General features: G+C 40.8%; 26 protein-coding genes. 23 read left to right on the plus strand and 3 right to left on the minus strand.

Going from position 1 to position 26,063, the window contains the following annotated elements; translation table 11 throughout:
- Positions 1 to 57: 57 nt before the first annotated feature.
- A complete protein-coding gene (locus ACFN7Z_RS02520) occupies positions 58 to 441 on the minus strand; it encodes a DUF4124 domain-containing protein (RefSeq protein WP_395442578.1) in 384 nt (127 codons plus the stop codon).
- A 769-nt stretch (positions 442 to 1,210) separates the two neighbouring features.
- On the opposite strand from ACFN7Z_RS02520, the gene ACFN7Z_RS02525 reads away from it, so the two are divergent.
- The 21 genes from ACFN7Z_RS02525 (at position 1,211) to der (ending at position 22,338) form a co-directional block, all read left to right on the plus strand.
- Entirely contained in the window at positions 1,211 to 2,938 is a 1,728-nt protein-coding gene (locus ACFN7Z_RS02525) for an acetolactate synthase 3 large subunit (RefSeq protein ID WP_035327125.1), read from the plus strand.
- Positions 2,935 to 3,426: an acetolactate synthase small subunit gene (gene ilvN, locus ACFN7Z_RS02530; RefSeq protein WP_004697653.1), complete on the plus strand. Its 492-nt coding sequence runs from the start codon at positions 2,935 to 2,937 to the stop codon at positions 3,424 to 3,426. The genes ACFN7Z_RS02525 and ilvN overlap by 4 nt, the downstream gene beginning before the upstream one ends.
- A 105-nt stretch (positions 3,427 to 3,531) precedes the next feature.
- On the plus strand, positions 3,532 to 4,548 hold the full coding sequence (ilvC, locus tag ACFN7Z_RS02535) for a ketol-acid reductoisomerase (RefSeq protein ID WP_004983494.1): 1,017 nt from the start codon (positions 3,532 to 3,534) through the stop codon (positions 4,546 to 4,548).
- A gap of 1,015 nt (positions 4,549 to 5,563) precedes the next feature.
- Positions 5,564 to 6,076, plus strand: a complete 513-nt coding sequence (locus ACFN7Z_RS02540) for a hypothetical protein (protein WP_130235271.1) — start codon at positions 5,564 to 5,566, stop codon at positions 6,074 to 6,076.
- Positions 6,077 to 6,148: 72 nt separating this feature from the next.
- Positions 6,149 to 6,853, plus strand: a complete 705-nt coding sequence (locus ACFN7Z_RS02545; protein ID WP_130235272.1) for a molecular chaperone — start codon at positions 6,149 to 6,151, stop codon at positions 6,851 to 6,853.
- Positions 6,854 to 6,873: 20 nt separating this feature from the next.
- Positions 6,874 to 9,177 carry a fimbria/pilus outer membrane usher protein gene (locus tag ACFN7Z_RS02550; protein WP_131230607.1) on the plus strand — a complete coding sequence of 768 codons (2,304 nt, stop codon included), beginning with the start codon at positions 6,874 to 6,876 and terminating at the stop codon, positions 9,175 to 9,177.
- 13 nt (positions 9,178 to 9,190) lie between these two features.
- Positions 9,191 to 9,607, plus strand: a complete 417-nt coding sequence (locus ACFN7Z_RS02555) for a hypothetical protein (RefSeq protein ID WP_004983505.1) — start codon at positions 9,191 to 9,193, stop codon at positions 9,605 to 9,607.
- 164 nt (positions 9,608 to 9,771) lie between these two features.
- Positions 9,772 to 10,167 carry a transposase family protein gene (locus ACFN7Z_RS02560; protein ID WP_039889777.1) on the plus strand — a complete coding sequence of 132 codons (396 nt, stop codon included), beginning with the start codon at positions 9,772 to 9,774 and terminating at the stop codon, positions 10,165 to 10,167.
- Positions 10,115 to 10,585, plus strand: coding sequence for a transposase (locus ACFN7Z_RS02565; RefSeq protein ID WP_213075192.1), 471 nt, complete (start codon positions 10,115 to 10,117; stop codon positions 10,583 to 10,585). Before ACFN7Z_RS02560 ends, ACFN7Z_RS02565 begins: the two co-directional genes overlap by 53 nt.
- 81 nt (positions 10,586 to 10,666) lie before the next feature.
- On the plus strand, positions 10,667 to 11,947 hold the full coding sequence (locus ACFN7Z_RS02570; RefSeq protein ID WP_130235011.1) for a glycosyltransferase family 1 protein: 1,281 nt from the start codon (positions 10,667 to 10,669) through the stop codon (positions 11,945 to 11,947).
- Positions 11,948 to 12,139: 192 nt separating this feature from the next.
- A complete protein-coding gene (locus ACFN7Z_RS02575; RefSeq protein ID WP_130235010.1) occupies positions 12,140 to 12,691 on the plus strand; it encodes a phosphatase PAP2 family protein in 552 nt (183 codons plus the stop codon).
- Positions 12,692 to 12,781: 90 nt separating this feature from the next.
- Positions 12,782 to 12,982: a Fe-S cluster assembly protein IscX gene (iscX, locus tag ACFN7Z_RS02580; protein WP_004697668.1), complete on the plus strand. Its 201-nt coding sequence runs from the start codon at positions 12,782 to 12,784 to the stop codon at positions 12,980 to 12,982.
- 110 nt (positions 12,983 to 13,092) lie between these two features.
- Complete coding sequence (gene ndk, locus ACFN7Z_RS02585) at positions 13,093 to 13,524, plus strand: nucleoside-diphosphate kinase (RefSeq protein WP_004983508.1); 432 nt, start codon at positions 13,093 to 13,095, stop codon at positions 13,522 to 13,524.
- A 122-nt stretch (positions 13,525 to 13,646) separates the two neighbouring features.
- On the plus strand, positions 13,647 to 14,882 hold the full coding sequence (gene rlmN / locus ACFN7Z_RS02590; protein WP_130235009.1) for a 23S rRNA (adenine(2503)-C(2))-methyltransferase RlmN: 1,236 nt from the start codon (positions 13,647 to 13,649) through the stop codon (positions 14,880 to 14,882).
- A 16-nt stretch (positions 14,883 to 14,898) separates the two neighbouring features.
- Positions 14,899 to 15,699, plus strand: a complete 801-nt coding sequence (pilW, locus tag ACFN7Z_RS02595; RefSeq protein ID WP_004697674.1) for a type IV pilus biogenesis/stability protein PilW — start codon at positions 14,899 to 14,901, stop codon at positions 15,697 to 15,699.
- Entirely contained in the window at positions 15,690 to 16,466 is a 777-nt protein-coding gene (locus tag ACFN7Z_RS02600; protein WP_130235008.1) for a helix-turn-helix domain-containing protein, read from the plus strand. Before pilW ends, ACFN7Z_RS02600 begins: the two co-directional genes overlap by 10 nt.
- Before the next feature lie 18 nt (positions 16,467 to 16,484).
- On the plus strand, positions 16,485 to 17,600 hold the full coding sequence (gene ispG / locus ACFN7Z_RS02605; protein ID WP_130235007.1) for a flavodoxin-dependent (E)-4-hydroxy-3-methylbut-2-enyl-diphosphate synthase: 1,116 nt from the start codon (positions 16,485 to 16,487) through the stop codon (positions 17,598 to 17,600).
- Entirely contained in the window at positions 17,597 to 18,892 is a 1,296-nt protein-coding gene (gene hisS, locus ACFN7Z_RS02610; protein ID WP_062031308.1) for a histidine--tRNA ligase, read from the plus strand. The genes ispG and hisS overlap by 4 nt, the downstream gene beginning before the upstream one ends.
- A gap of 27 nt (positions 18,893 to 18,919) precedes the next feature.
- On the plus strand, positions 18,920 to 19,618 hold the full coding sequence (locus tag ACFN7Z_RS02615) for a tetratricopeptide repeat protein (RefSeq protein ID WP_005401704.1): 699 nt from the start codon (positions 18,920 to 18,922) through the stop codon (positions 19,616 to 19,618).
- Positions 19,615 to 20,760 carry an outer membrane protein assembly factor BamB gene (gene bamB, locus ACFN7Z_RS02620; RefSeq protein ID WP_130235006.1) on the plus strand — a complete coding sequence of 382 codons (1,146 nt, stop codon included), beginning with the start codon at positions 19,615 to 19,617 and terminating at the stop codon, positions 20,758 to 20,760. Before ACFN7Z_RS02615 ends, bamB begins: the two co-directional genes overlap by 4 nt.
- Before the next feature lie 168 nt (positions 20,761 to 20,928).
- Positions 20,929 to 22,338: a ribosome biogenesis GTPase Der gene (gene der, locus ACFN7Z_RS02625; protein ID WP_004697684.1), complete on the plus strand. Its 1,410-nt coding sequence runs from the start codon at positions 20,929 to 20,931 to the stop codon at positions 22,336 to 22,338.
- A gap of 57 nt (positions 22,339 to 22,395) precedes the next feature.
- On the opposite strand, the gene ACFN7Z_RS02630 is transcribed toward der, so the two are convergent.
- Positions 22,396 to 23,676: a transposase gene (locus ACFN7Z_RS02630; protein WP_130235004.1), complete on the minus strand. Its 1,281-nt coding sequence runs from the start codon at positions 23,674 to 23,676 to the stop codon at positions 22,396 to 22,398.
- A gap of 157 nt (positions 23,677 to 23,833) precedes the next feature.
- Positions 23,834 to 24,247, minus strand: coding sequence for an IS200/IS605 family transposase (gene tnpA, locus ACFN7Z_RS02635; protein ID WP_005402021.1), 414 nt, complete (start codon positions 24,245 to 24,247; stop codon positions 23,834 to 23,836).
- A 20-nt stretch (positions 24,248 to 24,267) separates the two neighbouring features.
- Here tnpA and ACFN7Z_RS02640 point away from each other — a divergent pair, with 20 nt between their 5' ends.
- Both ACFN7Z_RS02640 and ACFN7Z_RS02645 read left to right on the plus strand, forming a co-directional pair.
- A complete protein-coding gene (locus ACFN7Z_RS02640) occupies positions 24,268 to 25,326 on the plus strand; it encodes an RNA-guided endonuclease TnpB family protein (RefSeq protein WP_005402022.1) in 1,059 nt (352 codons plus the stop codon).
- 46 nt (positions 25,327 to 25,372) lie between these two features.
- Positions 25,373 to 26,047, plus strand: coding sequence for a 4'-phosphopantetheinyl transferase superfamily protein (locus ACFN7Z_RS02645; RefSeq protein ID WP_005401701.1), 675 nt, complete (start codon positions 25,373 to 25,375; stop codon positions 26,045 to 26,047).
- Positions 26,048 to 26,063 lie beyond the last annotated feature (16 nt).

The raw sequence follows: 26,063 nt of genomic DNA on the forward strand, positions 1-26,063 counted from the left end.
AATGTAGTAGTCTCAAAATAATGAGAATTACTTCATGAGTTAGCGTAGAGAAAGTTGTTATCTATTCGATTGTACTTCAGCAGGGCGAGCTTGTTGTCCACGTTCAAGTGCTTCATTTGCTTCACGTCGTTGATTTTCTAACTCAACCGCTGGTGCTGCTGGGGCAGCACTTGGTACAGCATTGGGGGGAGCTGGTATGTTATTCGGCATATTGGCAGCAGGAGGTGCTTCCGATGACGCAGCTTGTGGCGAATTTTTCCAACCATAGGTGTCGACTTTGCCTTTTTTCTTTGCTGTTTTGGGTGGAGGTGTCGTGGTGTAATGTGTCGAGCCTTGGCTATCAACCCACTTATAATACGTCTTAGCAAAGCTTTGTGTGCTGCCTATTGCAAGCCCCATCCCCACCAAACATGCTGCCATTTTTGCAAACTGAATACTCATCTAGCATTGTCCTTTTTATATCCGTAATCATTGGATCTTATCGGGTTTATCGTTGTCGTTATTTTATGCCAATTTTAGAGCAATAAGCAGTGTTTGATGTGTTTTTCATCTGAGTTTTTTGAAATATTTTGCAGGTCAAATCCTCAGTCTAACGCGTGAAATATGTGTTATGACAAAGTATCAAAATAAGAAAGTTGTGTTAAAACCTGATGAGCAAATGCTGATCTATATTTAAAACTGAAAAAATCTGAGATAGATGTTGGATGTAAATTGGGGGGAATATCTTATTAAACTTATTTATGGGTTTTATTATGTTTTTTTATTAATAAATTCAGTCAAATAGAAATCTATTTGTTTTTGCACTAAAAAACCAAGAAAAAGCGGTTCAGTTTTCTTTGTTCGCGATGAATAAAAAACAAACGCTCTGTAAATAAACAAAAAAAAGCTAATTTTTAAACTTGACTTTAGTCACGAAACTCCTAAAAATGCTGTCTTTAGTTTTATATGCCTTTACTCGATCACCCTTCGATAAAGTGTCATTTCATGCAATGGACACGCTTTCTAGCCGAGACCGTGAACAAAGTAAAAAAATGTGTTTATCCCAACACGTTTTAGATCTCATATTGCTCAAACAGCATACAGATCAGAATTTTTTCCTATTGCTATGAAAACTAAGAAATATGTGTGCTATAACAGTGCAGACAATCAATGAATGAAACACTGCTGGTGCCTTCCACCATTGCAGTGATAAAGATTAGGGTGAATCACGTTGGAACTTTTATCTGGTGGTGAAATGCTCGTTCGCGCATTGGCGGACGAAGGCGTTGAACATGTATTTGGATACCCAGGCGGCGCAGTTTTACATATCTACGACGCGTTCTTTCAACAAGACAAAATCAATCATTACCTCGTGCGCCATGAACAAGCTGCTGGTCATATGGCAGATGCTTACTCACGCGTAACAGGTAAGACGGGTGTGGTTCTCGTGACTTCAGGTCCGGGTGCAACCAATACTGTGACTCCAATTGCAACGGCTTATATGGACTCAATCCCAATGGTGATTTTGTCCGGTCAGGTTGCGTCACATTTAATTGGTGAAGATGCATTCCAAGAAACAGATATGGTCGGTATTTCTCGTCCGATCGTAAAACATAGTTTCCAAGTGCGCCATGCCAGCGAAATTCCTTCGATTATTAAGAAGGCATTTTATATTGCAGCTTCTGGTCGTCCGGGTCCAGTTGTGGTCGATATTCCAAAAGATGCAACCAATCCTGCTGAGAAATTTGCTTACGAATACCCAGAAAAAGTGAAGATGCGTTCGTATCAACCGCCACATCGTGGTCACTCAGGTCAAATTCGTAAAGCGATTGAAGAGCTGATTCATGCTAAACGTCCTGTGATTTATACTGGCGGTGGCGTGGTTCAGGGGAATGCTTCTGCACAGTTAACTGAACTGGCGCACATTTTGGGCTTCCCAGTCACCAATACCTTGATGGGGCTTGGTGCATTTCCAGGTAATGATCCGCAGTTTATTGGCATGTTGGGTATGCATGGTACCTATGAAGCCAATATGACCATGCACAATGCTGATGTGATTTTGTGTATCGGTGCGCGTTTCGATGACCGTGTGACCAATAATCCAGCAAAATTCTGTCCAAATGCCAAAGTGATTCATATTGATATCGACCCTGCGACGATTTCAAAAACCATCATGGCGCATATCCCGATCGTGGGTGCGGTAGAACCTGTTCTTCAGGAAATGTTGACACAGTTGAAACAAATGAATGTGTCTAAACCAAATCCTGAAGATATCGCTGCTTGGTGGGCGCAAATCAATGAATGGCGTAAAGTTCATGGCATGCGTTATGAGTCTGGTGCAAACGGCGTAATGAAACCACAACAAGTGGTGGAAGCGTTGGATAAAATCACCAATGGTGATGCGATCATTACTTCTGACGTAGGTCAGCATCAAATGTTTGGTGCGAACTATTATAAGTATAAACGTCCGCGCCAATGGATTAACTCAGGTGGCTTAGGCACCATGGGTGTAGGTTTACCCTATGCGATGGCCGCGAAATTGGCTTTCCCTGACCAACAAGTGGTGTGTATCACGGGTGAAGCATCGATTCAGATGTGTATCCAAGAGCTTTCGACGTGTAAGCAATATGGCCTAAACGTAAAAATCCTCTGCTTGAATAACCAAGCTCTAGGGATGGTGAAGCAGTGGCAAGATATGAACTATGAAGGACGTCACTCAAGTTCTTATATCGATTCATTGCCTGACTTCCCTAAATTGATGGAAGCATATGGTCATGTTGGTATTCAAATTGACCATGCGGATGAGCTAGAGTCGAAGCTTGCTGAAGCAATGGCGATCAACGATAAATGCGTATTTATTAATGTGATGGTTGACCGTACAGAGCATGTTTATCCAATGCTTATTGCAGGTCAGTCAATGCAAGATATGTGGTTAGGTAAAGGGGAGCGCACGTCATGAGACACATTATCTCTGTACTTGTAGAAAACGAAGCTGGTGCGCTTTCTCGTTTGGTGGGTTTGTTTTCTCAACGTGGTTATAACATTGAGACTTTAAATGTTGCACCAACCGAAGATCCGACCTTATCTCGTTTGACATTAACGACTTATGGCGATGACCATAAAATTGAACAAATCACCAAACAGCTCAACAAATTGGTTGAAGTGGTGAAAGTGGTTGACCTGTCTGAAGGTGCGCACATTGAGCGTGAGTTGATGTTGATTAAAGTCAAATCACTTGGCTCGGCACGTGCTGAAATTAAACGAACTGCGGACATTTTCCGTGCGCAAATTGTTGATGTCACCCCAACGACTTACACCATTCAAATCGCGGGTACGACTGAAAAAATTGATGGTTTTATTGATGCGTTAGCAGAAAACACCATCCTAGAAGTTGTACGCTCAGGTGTTTCAGGCATCGCGCGTGGCGAAAAAGTTTTAACCATTTAATTAATTAACACGATTCAACCTCCTTTTGAGAAAGAGGAGGATTTCATCAAACAATAAACCCCTTGATGGAATTACAGAATACCAAGCATTTTAGCGGAGACAGCAATGCAAATTTTTTACGATAAAGACTGCGACTTATCTATCATCCAATCTAAGAAAGTAGCGATCATTGGTTACGGTTCACAAGGTCACGCACACGCGCTTAACCTTAAAGATTCTGGTGTAGACGTAACTGTAGGTCTACGTGCTGGTTCTACTTCTTGGAAAAAAGCTGAAAATTCAGGTCTTAAAGTTGCTGAAGTTCCTGCTGCTGTAGCACAAGCTGACGTAGTCATGATCTTGACTCCAGATGAGTTCCAATCACAACTTTATCGTGACGTGATTGAGCCAAACATTAAAGAAGGTGCAACATTAGCATTTGCCCATGGTTTCTCTGTTCTTTATAACCAAGTTGTTCCACGTGCAGACCTTGATGTAATCATGGTTGCACCAAAAGCACCAGGTCATACAGTACGTTCTGAATACCAACGTGGTTCGGGTGTTCCTGACTTAATCGCGATTCATCAAGATGCGTCTGGTAATGCACGTAACCTAGCACTTTCTTATGCTTCTGGTGTAGGTGGTGGTCGTACAGGTATTATCGAGACTTCTTTCCGTGAAGAAACTGAAACTGACTTATTTGGTGAGCAAGCAGTTCTTTGTGGTGGTGCGGTAGAACTTGTGAAAATGGGCTTCGAAACTTTGGTAGAAGCAGGTTATGCACCTGAAATGGCTTACTTCGAATGCTTACACGAACTTAAGTTAATCGTTGACTTGATGTTTGAAGGTGGTATCGCGGACATGAACTATTCAGTGTCAAACAACGCTGAATATGGTGAGTACGTAACTGGCGTTGAAGTAATCAACGAACAGTCTCGTGAAGCGATGCGCAATGCACTTAAACGTATTCAATCTGGTGAATACGCGAAGATGTTTATTAACGAAGGTGCGTTGAACTACCCATCAATGACTGCGCGTCGTCGTCAAAACGCAGCGCATGGTATTGAGGTAACAGGTGGTAAGTTACGCGCGATGATGCCTTGGATTCAGGCAAACAAGATCGTCGATAAAGAAAAGAACTAAGGTTACGTTACGTGCCTTTAAAAAAGGGAAAGCAATGCTTTCCCTTTTTTTTCGTACCTTAGATTTAAGCAAACAAAATTGTAGATAAAGAAAAGAACTAAGTTTCTGATCTAGCTGATTTTAAGTACTAAAACCCTGCCTCGGCAGGGTTTTTTATTGATCTACTATTATATTTTATGTAGGGCAAAGCTATTAATTAAAAAGATGTGAGTATAAATAGGGCCATGATATGGCTATAGGTACACAGCTATAAGTTGATCTTACCCGTGTTCAAAATCGTTATATGGAGTCAACGAGAATTCCATTTCAGTGCTAGATATATGGGCAGCATATATTGTCAAAAAACTATTGGATTAATAACGTATCCATGGGCTTTATTGCAATAAATGAAACTCTCAAAAAAGTGTACCTATCATTACGTTTGGGTTTTTAGTGTGAGTTTTTGATTTCTAAAATAGTAGGTCATGTAAATTTAAGGCTTGATTATGTGATTTTAGTCATATTGTTCAATCACTGAAATTGGGTAAATAGCATGTGAATAAACTTTGAATTTTAGCGAGATGATCGACCTAAATTGAATAATTAGTAGAAATGTAAAGTAAAAAAAAGATGGAAAATGGATTTTTTAGCGGGTTAAGAAATTATTCACCCAAATATGTAATTAAATGTAAATTTGAAATATTGAAAATTTCTAAGATAAAACAGAGATCTATTTAAAATATAAAAAAGCACTAAAATTGTGCATCACTGAAAGTAGTGTAACTATTTTTAGGGATTTACAAAGTTAATGAATAAATAAAATATAAATAAAAACATTATTTTAATTTTACTTTTTTGAGGTTTTAAAGTTGGGTCTCTATTTGAGTGAAAAAGGCTGCATAGATGGTTTTTTATACAGAACAACTAGAATAAAAACACACTTAAGAAAAGCTTGGTAGCCAAACAAGGTCCAGTTTAATTAAGGGTAACCATAACAATTGATCAGGTTTTAAAAGAAAAATCTCGGAGAGTAGCTATGAATAAATTACTACAAGCATCGCTAGTTGCAACGCTAATGAGTGCAGGTTCTACAGCCCTTTATGCAGAGGATGATACAGCATCACGCCCTAGTTATAACTGGGGGAACTGTACTTCTCTAGGTTGTGAAAAAGATATTCCTATTAAATTAGAAATCCCTAAAAAATGTGAAGTGCTTGGCGGTAGTGCCATTACGCTGAATAAAAATGGTGGAACACAAAGTTCAAATTATACTGTACGTAGTAATACGCACTATACACTTAACATTCAAACAGCGAACACAGGTACAAGTGCAAGTACTTATGTTAAACATGAGGACGATGGCAGTGTTCGTGTACCAACAACAATTGTTACAAATAAAACAGGTGGCGGTGTAATTCCATTTGGTAATTCAAATCATAATGGTCTAGCTGACGATCAATATTCTGTTTCGGTAACTAATGCAGCAGTTGGTGCATTCCAACGTGCGGGTACATACAACGATACTTATAAAATTAAAGTTTACTACTAATTTAGTTAAACTAAGCCTAACTTGATTACAGTATCAGGTTAGGTTTTTTAAAATTATAATAAGGGGTGTAATATGAAAAGAATAATATCAATTTTGGTGTCTTCGATGTTTTATATGTCGGTATCAAATGCTGGTGTTTCAGTTGATCCAGTCCAAATGTATATTCAAAATCCAATAAAACAAAGAACCACAACACTTACCTTAGAATCTAAAGATGAAACTGAGAAGAGAATTTTTGAAGTAAAAGCATTTAAGTGGACGCAAAAAGAAAATGGCGAAAACGTACTGGAGCCTGATAACTCCTTAATTATTAATCCTAAAAACTTTATTTTGCAGCCGAATGGTAAACAGACTATTCGTGTGGGCTTTAACCGTCCCATTGAGTCTATTTTAAGTGGACAGCAAGAAGGTACATGGCGTGTGATGGTTGATGAGATTCCGCAGGCAGTGAAAGAGTCATCTGTGAATTTTCTTGTAAGTTTTAACTTACCACTCTTTGTTGGAAAGCAAGAAGATGTTAAGCTCAAATTTAATGTAGAAAATAATAAACTCGTTGTTAAAAATAACGCGAATTCCCATATTCAAATTGCAAATTTGAAGATTGTCGATGCTAATAAAAAAGAAGTTTTTAAAACGGAGACTATGAGTTATTTGCTTGCAAATAAAAGCACGTCTTATGATTTAAACAATACACGAATATCAAATCCTAAAAATTATTATGTTCAATTGTTTACTGATAAGAACGATAAAATGGTGGAACTCAAATTCTCGGATTAGTCTGAGGTGGGGAGTTTACGATGAATACGAAAATAAGAATACTTATCGTTATTCATATTTTTTTTGCACTAAATGTGAATGCCAGTGAAGCTGTGCTGGAAGAAAATATTGCAAATTTATGGATTAATGATTTAGATCATCATACGGATGTTGCCTTATTAAAAGAAGGCGATCAATACTATATTGAATGTAATATACTGGCAGAACGTCAAATTACAACAAGCCAATTAAAAACGCTCTCCTCTCGGCCAGAGTTTTGTTCAGTGTCATCAGGAGTAATTCAGTCAGCGTTTGATGACACATCACAATCCATTAAATTGACTATTCCTACAGACTCTTTTGAATCTGATTTTAATAACTTAAATGGAAGTGTTATTCCAGAAAAAGCCAGTTTTGGTGGTTTCATAAATTATGATTTTCTTTATGCAACTAGTAATTCTAATAACTCATATAGTGGACTTATGGAGCTAGGGGTTTTCAAAGATTATTGGATCATGAAAAACTCTATGTTGTATCAGAATACCCCCACTGATGAGCGGGTGGTTCGCCTGAGTAGTAGTGTCGATTTTGAATTTCCTAAACATATGACCCGCTTAACGATAGGGGATACTACAACTACATATAACCCTTTGATTAATTCTTTACGTTTTGCAGGTTTAAATTGGGGGACGAATTACACTGAAAGACCAAATTTTGTGTACTGGAATATGCCAAGTTTACAAGGGAGTGCACGCGTTCCTTCTACTGTTGATTTATATATAAATGGCGTAAATATTTATAATCAAAAGGTGAGCCCTGGTGATTATAACTTACTGATGGGGGCACAAATCCAACAAGCAGGTAATGCGCAAATTGTAGTTGAGGATGTACTCGGGAATCGAAGTGTACAAAGCTTTCCTATTATGGTGACCAATAGACTATTACGATCTGGTTTGAATGAATATAGTGTTGCAGCAGGTAAACTTCGTTATAACTATAATTTGGATAGCAGTGATTATAGGGACTTCTTTGTGAATACTTATTTTCGCAGAGGTATGTCAAACTCAACTACGTTAGGAAGCAATTTATCTTACAGTAAAGATATACAAAATATAGGGTTCATGTGGACACAAGCGATTAGTAATATTTTTGTTCTCGATAGTGTTGTTCTTGCTTCTCATGATGATGAAAACCAATTTAATTATTCCTATGGGTTATCCGCAAGTAAAGACTTTGGTCGATTTTCAATGGGGGCGAGTTCAAAATATACAGAAAAAGATTTTAAATTTTTAGGAGATGAGTTAGGTGCCAATTCTAACTATCCAAAATTTGAAAATCTTGCATATTTTGGTATGAGTAATGTGCCCTATTTACATAATCTAAATATTAACTATGCAGAACAAAAATATTATGAATATCCTGAGTTTCCTAATAGTAACCAAAAGGTAATAAATGTTGGGTTTAATCGGAATTTTGGTCGTCGAATTTCATTTGGTTTAAGCTATTTCAACTCTTTTGGTGACAGGAAAGACTCAGGCGGCATTCTTTCACTTAGCTACAGTTTTGATAATAAGTCCGTTTACTTTAGTCAATCAGCTGACCAAAATACAAATCTCCAGTTGGTGAAATATGATTCCAATCAAGTCGGTTTCGATTATTCTCTTGGAGTAAACCGTCGTAGTGAAGACACGATGTTTAACTTTAATGGTGTTGTTAAAACAGATGTAGGAGATTTAGATTTCTATCATGTGCAAGGTCGTGAAGATCGTGAATCACAGTTAAATTATCGAGGAGCAGTTGTTTGGTTGGGTAATAAAATCAGTTTTACTAAAATGGTTGATAATGCATTTACTCTAGTCAAAGTAGGGGATTACCAAGATATTGATATTTTAAGATCGCTGACCTATGTTGATAAAACCAATAAAAAGGGGTATGCCTTTATTCATGATGTTATTCCTTATGTTAAATACGACATTGCATTTGATCAAAATCAACTACCTATCGAAGATAAAATACAGTATTCAAGCAAACAATTAACAGCTTTAAATCAACGCGGCTATATAATCAATTTCCCAGTATTCCATGCGAAACAAGTCACTGTTAAGCCAGTAGATAGTAACAATCGGTCTTTTGCTGCTGGTTCAGAGCTTTATATTGATAATAATGGTGAAGGAGAGGTTTATCCGATTTCTACCGATGGTAGCGTAACGCTTTATGGTTTGATTCCGGGAACATATAAGATACAAATTAAAACTAAAGAAGCACGCAGTTGTTCGGCAGAACTTACAATTACAGATACTAAGAATGATGACAACTCATCAGTACTGGATCTTCAGTGTAAATAAATGGAGTAGAGCCATGAAACTGAACATTATTATACTGCTGTTTTGTGTAGCGGCCACCCCAATAGCTTATGCAAAACAGTGTCAAATTGAGCGTTTAACTTCAAGCCAGTTGAATCTAAGTTCATCGTATCTTAGTCAAGCTGCAACTTCTTTCTCAGTGGCTTGCGATAGTAATTACGCGATTAAATTCAATTCGCGTAATTTAACTAATGCAACAGGGAGTAGTTATTTAGTCAATGAGAAAAACTATAAATTGAGAACTCAAATGAATATTTCAGGAGCAAGTGCATCACGTTGGAATAGCCCTATTGCTCAACCAGCAACTGAGCAAAATAAGTTTGTAGTCTTGGTGCAATTGATGGAACGCCCAACTGCCTTAACCCCAGCAGGTGTGTATAAGGATAGCTTGTATATTAATTTGATGTTTTAAATTTTAGGCATTTAAACTATTAATATGTAAAAAGATACCTACTAATCATAGGTGTCTTTTTATTTTATTGCATTCATTAGATCTCTTTCATAAATCAAAAAACGACCTATCTATTGCTGATTATTTGTACCGAAGAATCTTAAACATTCAGGCATAATCTTTGAATGAAATACATCTATTCAAAGAAGCTTTCTGAAACACAGTTTAAGCGATATACCGGCATCTCATGGTCAACCTTTAATTTAATGGTTGAGCAATTGAAAATGCATGTTCCTGCCAAAGGTAGACCATCTAAATTAAGCCTAGAAGATCAGATTCTCTTATGCTTAAGCTATTGGCGTGAATACCGAACATTATTCCATGTCGCAACAAGTTATGGCGTGTCAGAGCCCACTGCTTCAAGAATCGTACACCATGTAGAGGACTGCCTCATCAAGTCCAATTTATTTAATTTACCAAAGCATTTGCCTGAAGGCGAAGGTATTGACTGGAATGTGGTGATCGTAGATGCCACAGAAATTCCAATACAAAGGCCTAAAAAAACAGAAGAAAAGCTATAGTGGTAAGAAGAAGGCACATACTTTCAAAGTTCAAGCCATTGCTCATTATAAAACTCAGCAAATTCTGAGTTTATGCACAAGTCGTGGTGCTGTACATGATTTCGAACTTTTCAAACGCAATTTGAATCAGATTCCTGCAAGTGCCTTTATACTTGCAGATAAGGGTTATCAAGGGATTTACACAGTGTATCGAAATAGCCTATTGCCATTAAAAGCAAAAAAACGCTGCAAACTAGATCCTGAGTTAAAGCTTTACAATCGAGAAATTAACAAAAGAAGAATTGGCATTGAGCATGTATTTGGCAGTTTGAAAACCTTCAAAATCCTTGCTGAGCGATATCGCAATCGAGGAAAAAGATTGGGATTGAGGTTCAATCTAATTGCTGGGATCTATAATTTGGAACTGAGTAAAAAATGATTTATGAAAGAGGTCTATTATCATCAAACTGTCAAATAGTTTAATTAAACTTGGAGGAAAATAAGAAAAGTTTGGAATAACATGATCGGTTCAATGACAACAAAATTATTCAAACAGCACAATTTCCCAGAACCTCAGCGGTTTTATCTCAAGCAACAACATCAGCATAATATTCAGCAAGAACTCTCTATCCTTGAAGAAACCCTCAAACCCAAGTTAAAAATAACCATCGTGACGGAAACATGGTCACCAGAAATCAATGGTGTTGCGAACTCTTTATTACAACTGTGTAAAGGTTTGCAGAAACTGGGGCATCGCATTCAGCTCATCCGCCCAATCCAAAAAACCATATGTACCGACTTTCAGGCAGAGCAGGAGTGTTTGGTCTGGGCAAAGAGCATTCCTAAATATGCCGACATGCAATTTGGTATGCCACAGTATGTGAAAGTCAGCAAAGCGATTGAACGCTTCGCACCAGATGTGGTCCATATTGTGACGGAAGGACCGTTGGGGTTGACGGCACTGTATGCTGCTCAAGCACATCAAATTCCAGTGTCGAGTGGCTTTCATTCAACTTTTCATGACTTTAGTCGCTTCTTTGATTTGGCTTTACTGGTCAAACCGATTGAAAGTTATCTTCGCTGGTTTCATAACCATACGGTACTCACCTGTGTGCCGAGTGAAACCACGTTAAATCAACTCCAGGCCTTTGGGGTGACTTGTCCTTTGGTTGAGGTTGGGCGAGGGGTCGATACAACTCGCTTCCATCCAGAGCACCGCTCAGAACAATTGCGTCAGCATTGGCAAGCAGATGCAAATACTACGGTGCTGTTATATGTGGGGCGTTTATCTCCAGAAAAAGAAGTCGATGTGCTCATTCAAAGCTATTTGAATATCAAGAAGCAGCAATCACGCAAGTTGAAAATGGTGATTGTGGGAGATGGGCCAGATCGCAAGCGCTTAACTGAGATGGCAAATGGCTCAGATGTTATTTTTACGGGAAGCTTAACAGGGCAGTCACTCGCTCAAGTCTACGCCAGTGCAGATGCTTTTGTTTTTGCTAGTCAAATAGAGACTTTTGGTAATGTGGTACTCGAAGCCATGGCCAGTGGCTTACCTGTGGTGGCCTATAACTATGCCAGTCCGCAGCGTTATATCAAGCAAGGTATAACAGGGTGGTTGAGTCCTTTTGGACAAGTGGCACACTTTATGCAAACTATTATTCAGTTGCCAGAGCAAAAGGTGCTTAGATGTATGGGAACTCAAGCGCGTCAGGACATTGAAAGTGTGGGCTGGCAGTATCCTGTAAAACAGTTTGAGCAAGCCTTATATCACGCGGCAAATATTAAGGCAGCACCTTAACCAATAGCTGTTTTAAAAGTGTCAGTGATAAAGATGAGTTGGGTAATTTTGATGGGTTTTAATTTAAATCATCAAACTGTCAAAAACACCCTTTAATATGAGCTTAACGAGAAGCGATTTTGATGAATTAAATCGTCATATAACAATGATTTTCCAGCTGAACTTTCAACATTGTTGTTAAGGAGAAGTGGTATGAATCTTAAAACTGCAAAAATAAGAATATTAGATTTAGATTTAAAAGGCTGTGTCTATCTCAATCATTTCTCCCATTCGCATGCTGTAGCTAATTTTTTTAAGCGGATCAGTCGATTGGGAGATGGCATCTTTTGGTACACGATGTTGGCTTTAACTTGGTTGTTGCAAGGATTGGTCTACAGTTTGCAAATCCTGTATTTGGTTCTCGGTTCATTGTGCGGGACTTTAATTTATAAAGTCTTAAAAATCAAAACTATTCGCCCAAGACCCTATCAAGTACATCAAGTGATTCGAATGGGTGAGCGACCTCTCGATCACTTTAGTTTTCCTTCGGGTCATACTTTACATGCAGTGATGGTCAGTACGTTATTAGGCTTTGTACAGCCAATTTTATTGGTGCTCATGTTGCCTTTTACTGTTTTGGTTGCCGCGTCACGCATGATTTTAGGGCTACATTATCCAAGTGATGTGTTGGTCGGAGCGGCTATAGGTGCGGTTGTAGCCGTCGCTTTAATTTGTAGTGCACCATTTTTAAATATCGTGTTGTAAAAAAGCCCAATTTTATCCCAAACAAACTAGCGCTTAAATTTCAGAGTTTGCTACAGTACAGCATCTTCTACATTGTGATGAGACTCCACCATGGGCTTACGTTGGTCAGACACTATTGATATTGCTATTGAGTTGTATGAAGCTCATCCAGATGTCGATCCGCAGTGGATTCGCTTTACAGACTTACATGCTTGGGTGTGTGCCTTACCAGACTTTAGTGATGATCCGACCAAGTCGACTGAAGGTTTGCTTGAAGCAATTCAAATGGCATGGATTGACGAAGCGCGATAATCCTTGTATCGAAAAAAGCAACTTTTTACAGAGTAAAAGCAGAAAATTGTGCATTATGTCGGTATAATGCGCCAAAATTTTCATGTCTACATTGACTTAAGGAGCCAATCATGGCTATTGAACGTACTTTATCTATCGTAAAACCAGACGCAGTTGCTAAAAACCACATCGGTGACATTTTTGCTCGTTTTGAAAAAGCTGGTCTTCAAATCGTTGCAACTAAAATGAAACACTTGACTCAAACTGAAGCTGAAGGTTTCTACGCAGAGCACAAAGAACGTGGTTTCTTTGCTGACCTAGTTGCGTTCATGACTTCTGGTCCAGTTGTTGTTTCAGTTCTTGAAGGCGAAAACGCAGTTCTTGCTCACCGCGAAATTCTTGGCGCAACTAACCCTAAAGAAGCTGCTCCAGGCACTATCCGCGCTGACTTCGCTGTAAGCATCGACGAAAATGCTGCTCACGGTTCTGACTCTGTAGCATCTGCTGATCGTGAAGTTAACTACTTCTTCGCTCAAACTGAGATTGCTCCACGTACTCGTTAATTCGAAGTATTCAAACCAGATAAGTGTTATTATACTTATCTGGTTTTTTTATTCCCTGAATAAATTTCTGCTCGTTTATTGAGCTTCTCCTTTCATCGTTAGACATGGTTTAGGTAATACACATGAGTACTGAAGTGGTCGCTGTCTCTACAGTTTCGGCTGAACAGCAACAATCTCCATCCGCTCCTGCACAGCAAAATTCTGTTGCGAAAGTGAACTTACTTGGCATGTCACGTCCGCAGCTTGAAAAATTCTTCGAAGATATGGGAGAAAAAAAGTTTCGCGCAGGACAGGTGATGAAATGGATTCACCAGTTTTTTGTGACTGATTTTGCAGAGATGACCAATATCTCAGGCAAGTTACGTGAAAAACTTGAAAAACTTTGTGAAATTAAAGCGCCAGAAGTGGTGCATAAAAATTATTCTAAAGATGGTACGCGTAAGTGGGTGTTTCGTGTCGGTGAGGGCGAAGGCTCTTTGGTTGAAACCGTATTGATTCCTGCTGAGCATCGCAGTGGTTTGCGCCGTACTTTATGTATTTCATCTCAAGTAGGCTGTGCACTGGATTGTTCATTCTGTTCAACCGGTAAACAAGGCTTTCAGCGCGACTTAAACCCAGATGAAATTATTGGCCAGTTGTGGGTCGCAAACTATTCTTATATGGAAGATGTGCCTGTAGCTGAGCGTGAGCGCTCGGTGACCAACGTCGTGATGATGGGGATGGGCGAGCCATTACTCAACTATGATGCCGTATTGAGCTCAATGCGCATTATGCTAGACGATTTTGCTTATGGCATGTCTAAGCGCCGTGTGACTTTATCGACTTCAGGTGTAGTGCCGAAAATTGATCAATTGGCACAAGATATTGATGTTGCATTGGCAATCTCCCTACACGCGCCAAATGATGAATTGCGGAATGAATTGGTTCCAATCAATAAAAAATATCCATTGGTACAGCTGATTGCAGCATGTCAACGTTATATCGCCAAAGATGGTAATGAAAGTGCACGTAAGCATGTCACCATTGAATATGTGATGTTGGATGGGGTGAATGATCATCCTGAGCATGCGCAGCAGATGATTAAACTGTTGAAGAACTTACCAAGTAAAATTAATTTAATTCCATTTAATCCATTTCCACACGCGCCTTATGGTCGTTCAAGTCGCAACCGCATTATTTCTTTCCAAAAAACTTTGTCTGATGCAGGATTTGTGTGTACGATTCGTCAAACGCGTGGTGATGATATTGATGCTGCCTGCGGACAATTGGTTGGTCAAGTGGCCGATCGAACACGTCGTGCTGAGCAGTGGAAAAAGAAAGTAGCAGAGAAAAACGAGATTCTACGTTCACAAGGATAATATAAGGGGATGCCAATTGAAAAAACCCGTTTCTAAACTTTACCTTGCGCTGACACTGGGAGTGTCAGTGTGGTACTTGGTGGGTTGCCAAACCGTGAATACGAAAGGTGATCCAAGTAAAGCAGTACAAGTTAGAACGCAGTTGGCGGCTGAATATATTAAGTCGAATGATTACGATGCTGCGAAACGTACATTGGATCAGGCATTAGACATCGACTCTCGTGATGCATCTGCAAATATGATGATGGGCGTATTGTTACAGCGTGAAGGCAGTCCACAAAATGTGGAAAAGGCAGAGCGTTATTTTAAGCATGCAATTGCGGCTGAGCCAAAAAATGCACAGGCTCGTAACAACTACGGTACGTATTTATATCAAATTGGGCGTTATAATGACGCGATTGATCAACTTCAAGTTGCAGGTTCAACTTTAGGGTATGATCAACGTTATCGAGCATTGGAAAATTTAGGTCGTGCGTATCTACAAGTAGGTCGAGTGGCGGAAGCAGAAGCAGCTTTTAAACAAGCCCTACAGGTAAACTCAGGTGCCTATCTTGCCATGATCGAAATGGCGGAAATTTCATATTTACGTCAGCAAAATGCTGAAGCTACGCAGTACTATGAACAGTTTGTGCGAGCAGTTGGCGAGAAAAACTTAGATGCGCGTGCGCTTTGGATTGGGATCCGAATTGCGCGAGCAAATCATGACACGATGGGTTCGCAAGTACTGGTCAACCAGTTACGTGCATTGTATCCAGACAGTCAAGAATACAAACGTTATTTGCAATTACAGTACACTACTGAGGCCGTATGGAAGTAAATCCTAATTCACCACAATCGAATGGTTCTAGCAATGCTTTAGGAAATATCCAACGTCCGGGTGATTATCTTCGTCAAATTCGTATTACACAAAAACGTGAATTAAGCGACGTTGCCAAAGAGTTGAATATTCCACTCAAGACTTTAACTGCACTTGAGCAGGACGAATATACAGCGCTTCCAGAAGCAACCTTCATTAAAGGTTACTATCGTACTTATGCGAAGTTCCTAAAAGTGGATGCTACTACGATTATTCAGCGTTTTGATGACATTTATGCCAATGATACGGGGCTATTGCCAAATCATGCATTGAATAATTCACCGATTAAAATCATGGGTAAATTACCCGGTTCTAACCGTGACCGTAACCGTAAATGGTTGAAACGTGGACTGATTGCGATTGTTGTAATTGCGATTTTGGCAGCGTTGTTCGGCATGATTCAGAATTGGTCAGGCAGTACAGATGAGGCTGCGACTCCGCAGATGGAATCTGATGTACAAATCATCAATATGAATGGTGCTGCTGCAACCACAGGGGATCAGTTGAAACTTGAGTTCAATCGTCCTACGTCTGTACATATTGTCGATTCAACTGGGAAAGTACTGGCAACAGGGCGTCAAGCCTCTACACTTGAGCTTGCTGGCGAGACACCTTTTCAAATTCGTATTGATGATGCTGCTGCTGTGTCACTCAGCTTAAATAATGAAAGTATTTCATTGTCACCATATACCGTCGGTGGAAAAGCAGATTTCCGCTTGTCACGTTAATGGGATCAAGGAAAAGCAATGATTGTAAATCCAATTAAACGCAAGCCTACTCGTAAGATTCGTGTAGGTTCAGTCTATGTCGGTGGCGATGCACCCATCAGCATTCAAAGTATGACCAATACTGAAACTTGTGATGTGGAAGCAACGCTGGCGCAAATTCAGCGCTGTGCAGATGTAGGTGCGGACATCATGCGCGTTTCTGTACCAACGATGGAAGCGGCAGAGGCTTTTGGTGAAATTCGTAAGCGTTCATCGGTGCCGTTGGTTGCAGATATTCATTTTGACTACAAGATTGCACTGCGTGTTGCGGACTTGGGTGCGGATTGTTTACGAATTAACCCTGGAAATATTGGCTCTGAAGCTAAAATCCGTGAAGTAGTGGCTGCAGCGCGCCATAACGATATTTCTATGCGTATTGGGGTGAATGCAGGTTCACTGGAAAAAGATATTCAAAAGAAATATGGTGAGCCAACCGGTCAGGCATTGCTTGAGTCGGCGATGCGTCATATTGATATTTTAGATCGTCTGAACTTTCATGAGTTTAAGGTTTCTGTAAAAGCATCCAATGTGTTTTTAACCATGGATGCTTACCGCCTACTTTCACAGCAAATTGATAATCCGTTACATCTGGGTGTAACAGAAGCTGGGATTTACCGTACAGGTTCAGTGAAATCTGCGATTGCATTGGGCGGTTTGTTGTTGGATGGCATTGGTGACACCATGCGTATTTCCTTGGCAGCGGAACCTGAAGAAGAGATTAAGATTGGTTTTGATATTTTAAAATCACTCAGTCTTCGCTCAAATGGAATCAACTTCATTGCTTGTCCAAGCTGTTCACGTCAAGAGTTTAACGTGATTTCAGTGATGCAAGCCTTAGAAGAGCGTTTAGAAGATATTCGCACCCCAATGGATGTGTCGGTGATTGGGTGTAAAGTGAATGGTCCAGGTGAAGCCAAAGAAGCCGATATTGGTGTAGTTGGTGCAAGTCCACGTTCACTGGTGTATCGTAATGGTGAAAAGAGCCATTTAATTGACACAAATCAGTTGGTTGACGAAATCGAAACGATGGTTCGTCAGCGTGTTTCAGAGCTTGAAGAAGCTAAATCTAAAGAGATCATCCGTAGTTCATCATGAGTTCAATTGTCGCAATCAAAGGTTTTAATGACATTCTTCCTACGCAAACACCAGCGTGGAGACGTCTTGAACAGCATCTCGCATCATTGATGGATGCGTATGGCTACCAGCAAATTCGTTTGCCTATTGTTGAACAAACCAATTTGTTCAAACGTTCGATTGGTGATGCAACGGATATCGTTGAAAAAGAAATGTACACCTTCTTGGACAAAGGTAATCCGCCTGAGTCTTTGACTTTGCGTCCTGAAGGAACAGCAGGCTGTGTACGTGCCATGCTGGAGCATAACTTGCTTCGCGGTGCAACGCCTCGTGTTTGGTATATCGGGCCGATGTTCCGTTATGAAAAGCCGCAAAAGGGTCGTTACCGTCAGTTCCACCAGTTCGGCGTGGAAACCTTTGGTGTGGCAACCCCAGATATGGATGCTGAGCTGATTTTGATGACGGCACGTCTGTGGAAACGCATGGGTGTGGCAGATAAAGTTCAACTTGAGTTGAATACTTTGGGTGAGTCTGATGAGCGTGCAGCTTATCGTGCGGCATTGGTGGAGTTCTTAGAATCACATAAAAATGATTTGGATGAAGATTCACAGCGTCGTTTAACCACCAACCCACTACGTATCCTTGACTCTAAAGATGCCAAAACTCAAGCCATTTTAGAAAATGCACCGAAGTTGCATGACTTTATGGGGGAAGAGACACTACAGCACTTTGCCACTTTGCAGCAGTATTTAACCGATGCAGGTGTGAGCTTCGTGATTAACCAAAAACTGGTGCGTGGCTTAGATTATTACAATAAAACTGTATTTGAATGGACCACCACGCATTTGGGTTCACAAGGCACAGTCTGTGCGGGCGGTCGTTATGATGGCTTAGTGGGTCAGCTTAAAGGCAAGGCCGATCAGTCTGTACCTGCAGTTGGCTTTGCGATGGGCATGGAACGTCTGTTGTTGTTGCTTGAGCAAGTCGAAGACGCTACACCTGTACGTGACTGCGAAATGTTTTTGTTGGCAGATCCCGCTTCTCAAGGCAAAGCTTTGGTGCTTGCAGAACAAATTCGTAACCAGTTAGATGCTGCATCAAGCACGCTTCGTTTGAAAGTTGGATCACATGGTTCAATGAAGTCGCAAATGAAAAAAGCGGATCAGTCTGGCGCATTGTTTGCCCTCATTTTGGGTGAGCGCGAGGTTGAAGCTGCTCAGTTTGCCGTAAAAGAGTTGGCGACAGCTGAACAAACTTTGGTTGCGGTGGATGACATCGTGCCATTTATGATTGAAAAATTTTCTTCAAAATAAGCCAAAATATAAGGAAAGGGTAGTCACATGAGCGCATTAAGTGATGAAGAACAACTTGATAGTTTAAAGTCTTTCACTAAGAAATATGGTTCAGCCATTATTAGTGGGATTTTAATTGCGCTGATTGCCTTTTTTGGATGGCAATACTGGCAGAAGAAAACTTTGGCCGAGAACCAAATGAACACGGCTAAAGTTCAGCAATTGATGGATGAAGCACGTGCAACGCAAGGCGATGCATTTACAGCCTTGTCTGCAACTGCGGACAAAATTGTGAAAGAAGCACCAGATTCGGCGCAGGCCATTCAAACGCAATTGTTAATGGCAAAATTGGCCTATGACAAGGCGGATTATGCTAGTGCTGAAAAAGCGTTGAAGAAAGTTGAAAACTCGAAAGTGGATGACGACGGCTTAGTGCAAATTGTGAAATTGCGTTTAGCGTATGCACAATTGGCGCAAAAGAAGTTTGATGATGCGATTAAAAACCTTGCATTGGTAAAAGATCCTGCTTTTAAAGCGACAGCCGATGAAGCTTTAGGCGATGTCTATGTGGCTAAAAACGACATCGAAAATGCGAAGAAAGCCTACCAAAGTGCATGGGATCAGTTGGTTGAACGTAAACAAGAACGCCAAATTTTACAAATTAAACTCGAAAGTGTTGGTATTTTAGTTGATGATCCTGAAATCGAACGTCCACTTATAGAAACAGCAGCGGAAGAAACTGAATGAATAGAAAATACAAAATTTCGTGCGCATTAACCGTATTAACTTTAGCACTTGCGGGTTGTGCAAGTAGCGGAAAAGTAGAAGAAGTTAAGCCGAATCCACTTCCAAAACTGACGCAGGCGAAAACCCTGACTCCTGTATTTTCTCAAAGTGTGTCTTCAACTTCGACTGCTGATCCTTTACGTTTACGCCTTGATGCCGACAACGGTGTAGTTTTTGCACTTGACCCTAAAGGTCTAGTGACGGCATATCAAGGCAAACAAAAACTATGGCAGAAAGAAGTATCTAAAGCCGGTTTGAGTTCAGGCGTTGAAGCTGCCGATGGTCATGTCATTGTAGGTAACGCCAAAGGTCAATTGTTTGCTTTAGATCAGGCAACTGGCGAGCAAAAATGGACAGCACAATTAACAGGTGCACTTCTTGCGCCATCGTTGATTCAAGCTAGTCGTGTAATTTCTGTAAGTAATGATGGCACTGTTTTTGCGCATGATTTGGCAACAGGTCAGCAAGTGTGGACTTATAACTTACCAAATGTACAACTTAGCTTACGTGGTAATGCAGCGCCTGTTCCTGTTGATGCGCGCACAGTGCTGATTTCTTCAGCTAATGCCTATGTTTATGCTTTAGATGTGCTTACAGGTGTGCCACGTATGCAGCGCCGTGTAGCTGTGTCGGATGGTCGTTCGGACATTCAACGTTTGAATGATGTCGATGGTGATCCTGTAGTAGCAGGTCAGTACTTGATTACGACCAGCTATCAAGGTCAAGTGACCATGACAGATTTGGCTTCACAGCAAGTAGTGTGGAGTGAAGACTCAAGCAGTACGCAGCGCCCTGAAGTGGTGGGTAATGGTGTATTTGTGGCGCAAACTGACGGCAAGTTAGTGGCTTATGAAATTAGCACGGGTCAAAAGCTTTGGGAAAATGACAGCCTGCTGAACCGCCAATTGAGTAATCCTGTGATGTTAGGCCAAGACCTAATCGTCGGTGATCTAGATGGCGTATTGCACATGCTGAACCCTGCGACAGGTGAATTGATCGGTCGTGCGAAGACGTCTGGTGAAGTGCGTACTTTACGTGTGATTGATGATCAACTCTATGTTGCAACACGAAAGGGTGCATTAAGCATTTGGCAGAATCGTTAATTCTGTTCGACTTATGTTAAACTAGTCGAAATTCGTATTTTTTTAAATTCCTCGGGGTGTTTGCTTAGTCAAAACCCCGAGTTTTTATTCAGGTTTTTCACCTAATTTTCTTCCAGTTTCTGATGTTCAGACCAGTCTCACTGGCTGATCTTGAATAAAGGTTAATCTATGAAACCCGTAATTGCGCTCATTGGTCGTCCGAACGTCGGAAAATCAACGCTATTTAACCAGATCACCAAAAGCCGAGACGCGCTTGTTGCTGACTTTGCCGGTCTGACTCGTGACCGTAAATATGGTGATGCTGTATTTCAAAATAAGTCTTTCATTGTGGTTGATACTGGTGGTATTGGCGAAAATGAAGGTGGTATCGACTCTTACATGGCAGAACAGTCTAAAACTGCCATCAATGAAGCCGATATTATTGTATTCGTAGTTGATGCACGCGCAGGCCTGCTCGCATCGGATGAGCAAATTGCGCGTGAGCTACGTACACTCGGTAAGAAAGTTTACCTTGTGGCGAATAAAGTTGATGGTGTACATGCCGAAGCTGCACTTGTTGAATTTTACAAGTTGGGTATGGGCGAACCTATGCAAGTGGCTGCGAGCCATGGTCGCGGTGTACAGCAAATGCTTGAAGATGTGCTTTCAAGTGTGCCTGAAGATGAAGATGCAGATGAGCACGATAAGAACACAGGCTTACGTTTAGCGATTATTGGTCGTCCAAACGTCGGTAAATCGACGCTAGTGAACCGTTTATTGGGTGAAGAGCGTGTAGTTGCATTTGACCAACCGGGTACAACCCGCGACTCGATCTATATCCCGTATGAACGTGATGGCCGTCAGTACACCTTAATCGATACTGCAGGTGTGCGTCGTAAAGGTAAAGTCGATGAAATGATTGAGAAGTTCTCAATTGTGAAAACGCTACAGGCCATTAAAGATGCCCATGTCATTGTGGTTGTACTTGATGCACGTGAAGGTGTGGTTGAGCAAGATTTACATTTGATTGGTTATGCGCTTGAAGCGGGCCGAGCGATGGTGATTGCGATTAATAAATGGGACAACATGTCTGAGTATGATCGCAAACAATGTAAATTGGATGTCGATCGTCGCTTTGACTTTATTCCTTGGGCAAAAGTACATTTAATTTCTGCATTGCATGGTACGGGGGTGGGGGATCTATATCCATCGATTCACCGTGCTTATGATTCGTCACATTTGAAAGTTTCACCTGCAAAAATCACACAAATTTTAAGTGATGCTACAGATGCGCACCAACCACCAATGGTCGGTGGTCGCCGTATTAAAATGCGTTATGCCCATATGGGCGGACAAAATCCACCTACGATTGTGGTGCATGGTAACAAAGTTGATAAAACGCCTGCGGATTATCGTCGTTATTTAGAAAACGTATTCCGTAAAGTGTACAAACTTGAAGGTACGCCAGTACGTATTGAGTTTAAAACCTCTGAAAACCCATTTGAAGGACGTAAGTCACAGGTGGATGAACGTACAGCAGCGCGTAAGCGTCGTTATGTTCAGAAGTTTAAGAAAGCTGAGAAGAAATTCAAGCGCTAATCTGGCATTAAGTTTTTGATGCTGAAAAGCCCAAAGTGATTTTTGGGCTTTTTTATTTTATCCATTGGAGCGTAAAACCTCGGGGTTTAGCCCATAGGTATCTACACATCTTGATGTACCTAATGCAATTGTTGCGATTTCATTCAGTTCATCTATTGAATATTCTGAGAGCAGTTGAAGAGTGTTCAGTAAAATCGAAAGTCCTGCCAATATTGCAGGTGCACTTTCCAACTTACCTCTCTTCTGCTGTCGGCCTGAAAGACGGGCCAGAAATATACGAATTTTCTGATTTTGTTCATCTTCAGAACGCTGTATTCGCCAAGTCAGTACACACGCCATACTGCTGATCAGGAGCCGTCTTAAAATCGCTGCAGGTGTGGTCTGAAGCCATGATTCAACGTTATGGCCTGCCTGCTTCAGAAGCTTGAAATAGCACTCAATTGTCCAGCGCCAGTAATACCAGGTGGTTAATTCTACCGCATCAATCTCTGAAGAAACATTGCTGATCAGCGACCATCTCGCGACTGTTTTACCTTGAGCATCTTTCACCACAGCAACAATTAATCTGGCTGTAACTGCCTTGCCTGGCTGGGGAGCAACCCGTTGGCCTAAATCATCTTTTCTCTTCGGTTTTGCTGCACGCGTTATCCGAATATCGGTTTCTCCAACATGCAGCATATGCCTGTTTCCTTTATAAGCAATCGGCTTAACTTGCTGAGTTACTACTTTTTCTGCGACTTCTGCAACTTTGTAGGTTTCCCCTTGATGCTCAATCCGATGGCTTTCTTTGGCCCGAATCAACCATTTGAAACCATGGCTGCTGATTTCCCTCAAGTGGGCAATCGAGTCTCCTTCACGGTCAATGATATGGACTTTTGTTTTCTCAATCGGATACTGTTCAATCGTTTTGATTTGTTCTGCGAGTGAGTCCAAATGGGACTTGCGCTCGCTGTATTGTTCACTGAATGTGGAATAACAGCCGGATGCATCTGTTAGCGTCTGAGCTAATGGCGCAATTGGGAGCCCTGATGACGCATCGACAAGTAAACTGCTTTGCAATTCATAGCCTGAATTCGCCTCTGTTCTTTGAAGACGCTGAACCTTATGACTGTGCTTCACATACTGCAGTTGAGACCAGTCATGAACGATTAATGCATACTGATGCGGTGATGTCTTGATCTGTTCGCATGCAAGAAGCTTAATCGGCTGGTTTAATTGACTAAAAGAGATTTTATTATTATTCAGGAATCGCCAAACAGCCTGTGTAGTTGAGAAACTCGACTTTTGGGTAGAGGCCAGGTCTTTGATTGCGGGAGCAAGTGAAGCAAGAGGATTCATATAGAGTTTTACAAGGCTGTTATAACGTTTGACAAGACGCTGATCCAGACCAGAGATGTTAAATTGAAGAGCATGCTCTTCAATTTAACGCAAAGCTCGGAAATTGTGTAGATACCTATGGGTTTAGCCCGAGGATATAAGCGAGTGGCGTAAGCCATTAATGCGGTGTTTGCTGTTGTTGAATATATTGTTTAACAATTCCAATTGGCGCACCGCCACATGAAGCAGCGAAGTAACTAGGCGACCACAAAGCACTGCCCCATAGCTTGTTTTTAATTTCAGGGTGTTTGGTTCTTACAATGCGACTTGAAGCACCCTTTAAACTATTCACTAAGCTAGAAATTGCTATTTTAGGTGGATAATTCACAAGCAAATGAACATGATCGTGTTCACCATCAAACTCTACCAACTCGGCTTCAAAGTCTAAGCAGATACGCTCAAACACTTCACGCATTGTTTCAAGCATTGCTTTGGTAAAAACATCTCTACGGTATTTAGCCACAAAGACTAAATGTACATGCATATTAAAAACACAGTGGCGACCTGTTCTAATCTCTTGACTATTGCTCATAGACCAAATATATTTTAATCATGAAAACACTTAAATTACGCATAAAAGACAAACATTACAAGGTACTAGACCAACTCGCATCGGAAGTAAATTTTGTTTGGAATTATGTGAATGATTTAGGATTTAAACATCTAAAAAGAAAAGGTGAATTTCTTTCAGCTTACGATATTGCTAAATACACGAAAGGCACATCTAAAGAATGCAATCTGCATAGTCAAACTGTTCAAGCGATAACAGAAGAATTGGTTACTCGAAGAAAGCAGTTTAAAAAAGCAAAGCTAAAATGGCGGGTGAGTAATAAGAAGTCTGCAAGACGTTCTTTGGGTTGGATACCCTTCAAAAAGGTTGCAATCAAATATGCTGATGGCTACGTGCAGTATGGCAAGCATCAATTCAAGCTATGGGATAGCTATGGACTATCAAAATACAACGTCAAAACAGGCTCATTTGTAGAAGACAGTCGTGGACGTTGGTATGTTTGTTTAGTTGTTGATAAGACAAAACAAGTTAAATCAAAGGGTAATACCTCAATCGGTATAGATTTGGGCTTAAAAGACCTTGCAACCTGTTCAGATGGCGTAAAGCTCAAAGCCCCTCAAATCTATCGGCAATACGAACAAAAACTTGGCATTGCTCAACGTGCTAGAAATAAAAAGCGTGTTAAAGCGATTCATGCCAAGATTAGAAACATACGTCAAAATACGCTACATCAATTCAGTCATAAATTGGTGAATAAACATGCAGCCATCTTCGTTGGTAATGTGAATGCAAAGGCATTAGCACGGACTAAACTAGCGAAGTCTGTATTAGATGCAAGTTGGACAACACTTAGAACCATGCTCAAGTATAAATGCGAGAACGCAAGTGTATGGTATAAAGAAGTCAATGAAGCCTATACCACCCAAACTTGTTCGAGCTGTGGCTCACGCTGTAGTAGTCCGAAAGGTAGAACGGGACTTGGAATAAGAGAATGGCAGTGCATGGAATGCGGTACATTCCATGATAGGGATATAAATTCCGCACTGAATATTCTTGCGCTCGGACATGAGCGTCTAGCAGTAGGAATCCCCGTCCTTTAGGTCGCGGAGGATGTCAAGATGCATGAAACCATGATAGGAACGAAAAGTGGCAAGGACAATACGTGTTGAGCTGAAAAAGATTGGTGACATTGTGCAGGTGGATCACAGCCTGTCACGTGTCGAGCAAATTGCACAGCGAAAACAAGCCATTTATCAATATCGCAATCAATGCTTATCCAAACAACGGCAGATGGTTGTAGATGATCACTCCATTGCACTGAGTGAGATAGGTAAACCCTATTGGGTTGATCAGCCTTCTTTTCATTTCAATCATAGCCACAGCCAAAATTACTATGCTTTAGCTACGAGTGAGCGGATGCAGGATCTAGGCGTGGACGTGGAGGAGTTAAACCGAAAAGTTCGCTTTGAGGCTTTGGCTAAACATGCTTTTCACGTAGAGGAACTTCGCGTGTGGCAACAGTATGATCAGGACAAAGCATACTGGTTTAAGGTCTGGACAACCAAAGAAGCGGTGCTTAAAGCATCAGGTTTAGGCATTCGTTTAAACTTAAATGAACTGAACACCCAAGCACATCCAACGCATAATGGTGGCATGTGTAGTCATCCGCTGATTGGGAGTTTTGCCTATCAAAATTTTGAGTTAGGAGATGTGATGTTGACCGTAGCTTGGCGGGCAGAGCAGTCCTGCCGTGGCTATGCGTTGCCTCAGATAGAGCTGGTACAACATCTTCACACCGACATAAAAAAGCCTCTCAATTGAGAGGCTTTCTTTTTTC

Origin of the sequence: Acinetobacter sp. P1332 (assembly GCF_044057475.1) — a bacterium.
GTDB classification, from domain to species: domain Bacteria; phylum Pseudomonadota; class Gammaproteobacteria; order Pseudomonadales; family Moraxellaceae; genus Acinetobacter; species Acinetobacter johnsonii.

What these genes read in the sequence shown, in the direction of transcription:
- ACFN7Z_RS02520 (WP_395442578.1), bottom strand. Translation starts at nt 441, where the DNA reads ATGAGTATTCAGTTTGCAAAAATGGCAGCATGTTTGGTGGGGATGGGG.
- ilvN (WP_004697653.1), top strand. Translation starts at nt 2,935, where the DNA reads ATGAGACACATTATCTCTGTACTTGTAGAAAACGAAGCTGGTGCGCTT.
- ilvC (WP_004983494.1), top strand. Translation starts at nt 3,532, where the DNA reads ATGCAAATTTTTTACGATAAAGACTGCGACTTATCTATCATCCAATCT.
- ACFN7Z_RS02540 (WP_130235271.1), top strand. Translation starts at nt 5,564, where the DNA reads ATGAATAAATTACTACAAGCATCGCTAGTTGCAACGCTAATGAGTGCA.
- ACFN7Z_RS02545 (WP_130235272.1), top strand. Translation starts at nt 6,149, where the DNA reads ATGAAAAGAATAATATCAATTTTGGTGTCTTCGATGTTTTATATGTCG.
- ACFN7Z_RS02550 (WP_131230607.1), top strand. Translation starts at nt 6,874, where the DNA reads ATGAATACGAAAATAAGAATACTTATCGTTATTCATATTTTTTTTGCA.
- ACFN7Z_RS02555 (WP_004983505.1), top strand. Translation starts at nt 9,191, where the DNA reads ATGAAACTGAACATTATTATACTGCTGTTTTGTGTAGCGGCCACCCCA.
- ACFN7Z_RS02560 (WP_039889777.1), top strand. Translation starts at nt 9,772, where the DNA reads ATGAAATACATCTATTCAAAGAAGCTTTCTGAAACACAGTTTAAGCGA.
- ACFN7Z_RS02565 (WP_213075192.1), top strand. Translation starts at nt 10,115, where the DNA reads ATGCCACAGAAATTCCAATACAAAGGCCTAAAAAAACAGAAGAAAAGC.
- ACFN7Z_RS02570 (WP_130235011.1), top strand. Translation starts at nt 10,667, where the DNA reads ATGATCGGTTCAATGACAACAAAATTATTCAAACAGCACAATTTCCCA.
- ACFN7Z_RS02575 (WP_130235010.1), top strand. Translation starts at nt 12,140, where the DNA reads ATGAATCTTAAAACTGCAAAAATAAGAATATTAGATTTAGATTTAAAA.
- iscX (WP_004697668.1), top strand. Translation starts at nt 12,782, where the DNA reads ATGGGCTTACGTTGGTCAGACACTATTGATATTGCTATTGAGTTGTAT.
- ndk (WP_004983508.1), top strand. Translation starts at nt 13,093, where the DNA reads ATGGCTATTGAACGTACTTTATCTATCGTAAAACCAGACGCAGTTGCT.
- rlmN (WP_130235009.1), top strand. Translation starts at nt 13,647, where the DNA reads ATGAGTACTGAAGTGGTCGCTGTCTCTACAGTTTCGGCTGAACAGCAA.
- ACFN7Z_RS02600 (WP_130235008.1), top strand. Translation starts at nt 15,690, where the DNA reads ATGGAAGTAAATCCTAATTCACCACAATCGAATGGTTCTAGCAATGCT.
- ispG (WP_130235007.1), top strand. Translation starts at nt 16,485, where the DNA reads ATGATTGTAAATCCAATTAAACGCAAGCCTACTCGTAAGATTCGTGTA.
- hisS (WP_062031308.1), top strand. Translation starts at nt 17,597, where the DNA reads ATGAGTTCAATTGTCGCAATCAAAGGTTTTAATGACATTCTTCCTACG.
- ACFN7Z_RS02615 (WP_005401704.1), top strand. Translation starts at nt 18,920, where the DNA reads ATGAGCGCATTAAGTGATGAAGAACAACTTGATAGTTTAAAGTCTTTC.
- bamB (WP_130235006.1), top strand. Translation starts at nt 19,615, where the DNA reads ATGAATAGAAAATACAAAATTTCGTGCGCATTAACCGTATTAACTTTA.
- der (WP_004697684.1), top strand. Translation starts at nt 20,929, where the DNA reads ATGAAACCCGTAATTGCGCTCATTGGTCGTCCGAACGTCGGAAAATCA.
- ACFN7Z_RS02630 (WP_130235004.1), bottom strand. Translation starts at nt 23,676, where the DNA reads ATGAATCCTCTTGCTTCACTTGCTCCCGCAATCAAAGACCTGGCCTCT.
- tnpA (WP_005402021.1), bottom strand. Translation starts at nt 24,247, where the DNA reads ATGAGCAATAGTCAAGAGATTAGAACAGGTCGCCACTGTGTTTTTAAT.
- ACFN7Z_RS02640 (WP_005402022.1), top strand. Translation starts at nt 24,268, where the DNA reads ATGAAAACACTTAAATTACGCATAAAAGACAAACATTACAAGGTACTA.